This is a genomic window from Bacteroides caecigallinarum, assembly GCF_016902295.1.
GTDB lineage: Bacteria > Bacteroidota > Bacteroidia > Bacteroidales > Bacteroidaceae > Phocaeicola > Phocaeicola caecigallinarum_A.
The window spans coordinates 1-261 of the sequence record NZ_JACJLQ010000207.1 but is presented as its reverse complement, the minus strand read 5'-3'; the positions used below and the strand labels follow the sequence as shown (position 1 = coordinate 261).

General features: G+C 49.8%; 1 protein-coding gene. It reads left to right on the top strand.

Annotation, left to right across the window (positions count from 1 at the left end; genetic code table 11):
• On the top strand, positions 1-195 hold a 195-nt coding region (locus tag H6A27_RS14840; RefSeq protein WP_204509228.1), incomplete at its 5' end, for a hypothetical protein.
• Positions 196-261: the final 66 nt, after the last annotated feature.

The following is a 261-nucleotide window of genomic DNA, read 5'->3' as shown; positions in this document are numbered from 1 at the left end:
AAGAATTACCCTGCGGAAGTCTGCCTGCTTTCGCATGAGGTGACGTTAAAACCTCTATCCTCCGCATTACACGGAAGCGTTCGCTTTCTCCGCAATCCTTTACCCGCACATCATTCGGCTTCTCTTGCGATTGGCTTACCTGCTATATGTAAGCAGGAGAAATACGGGCTTACCAAGTTCCGTACAAGTAACTGACGACCGACTTAGAGTCCGCCCTTCCACCGGCAGTGCTGTATCCGTGTAGTCCTAAAAACCAGAGAA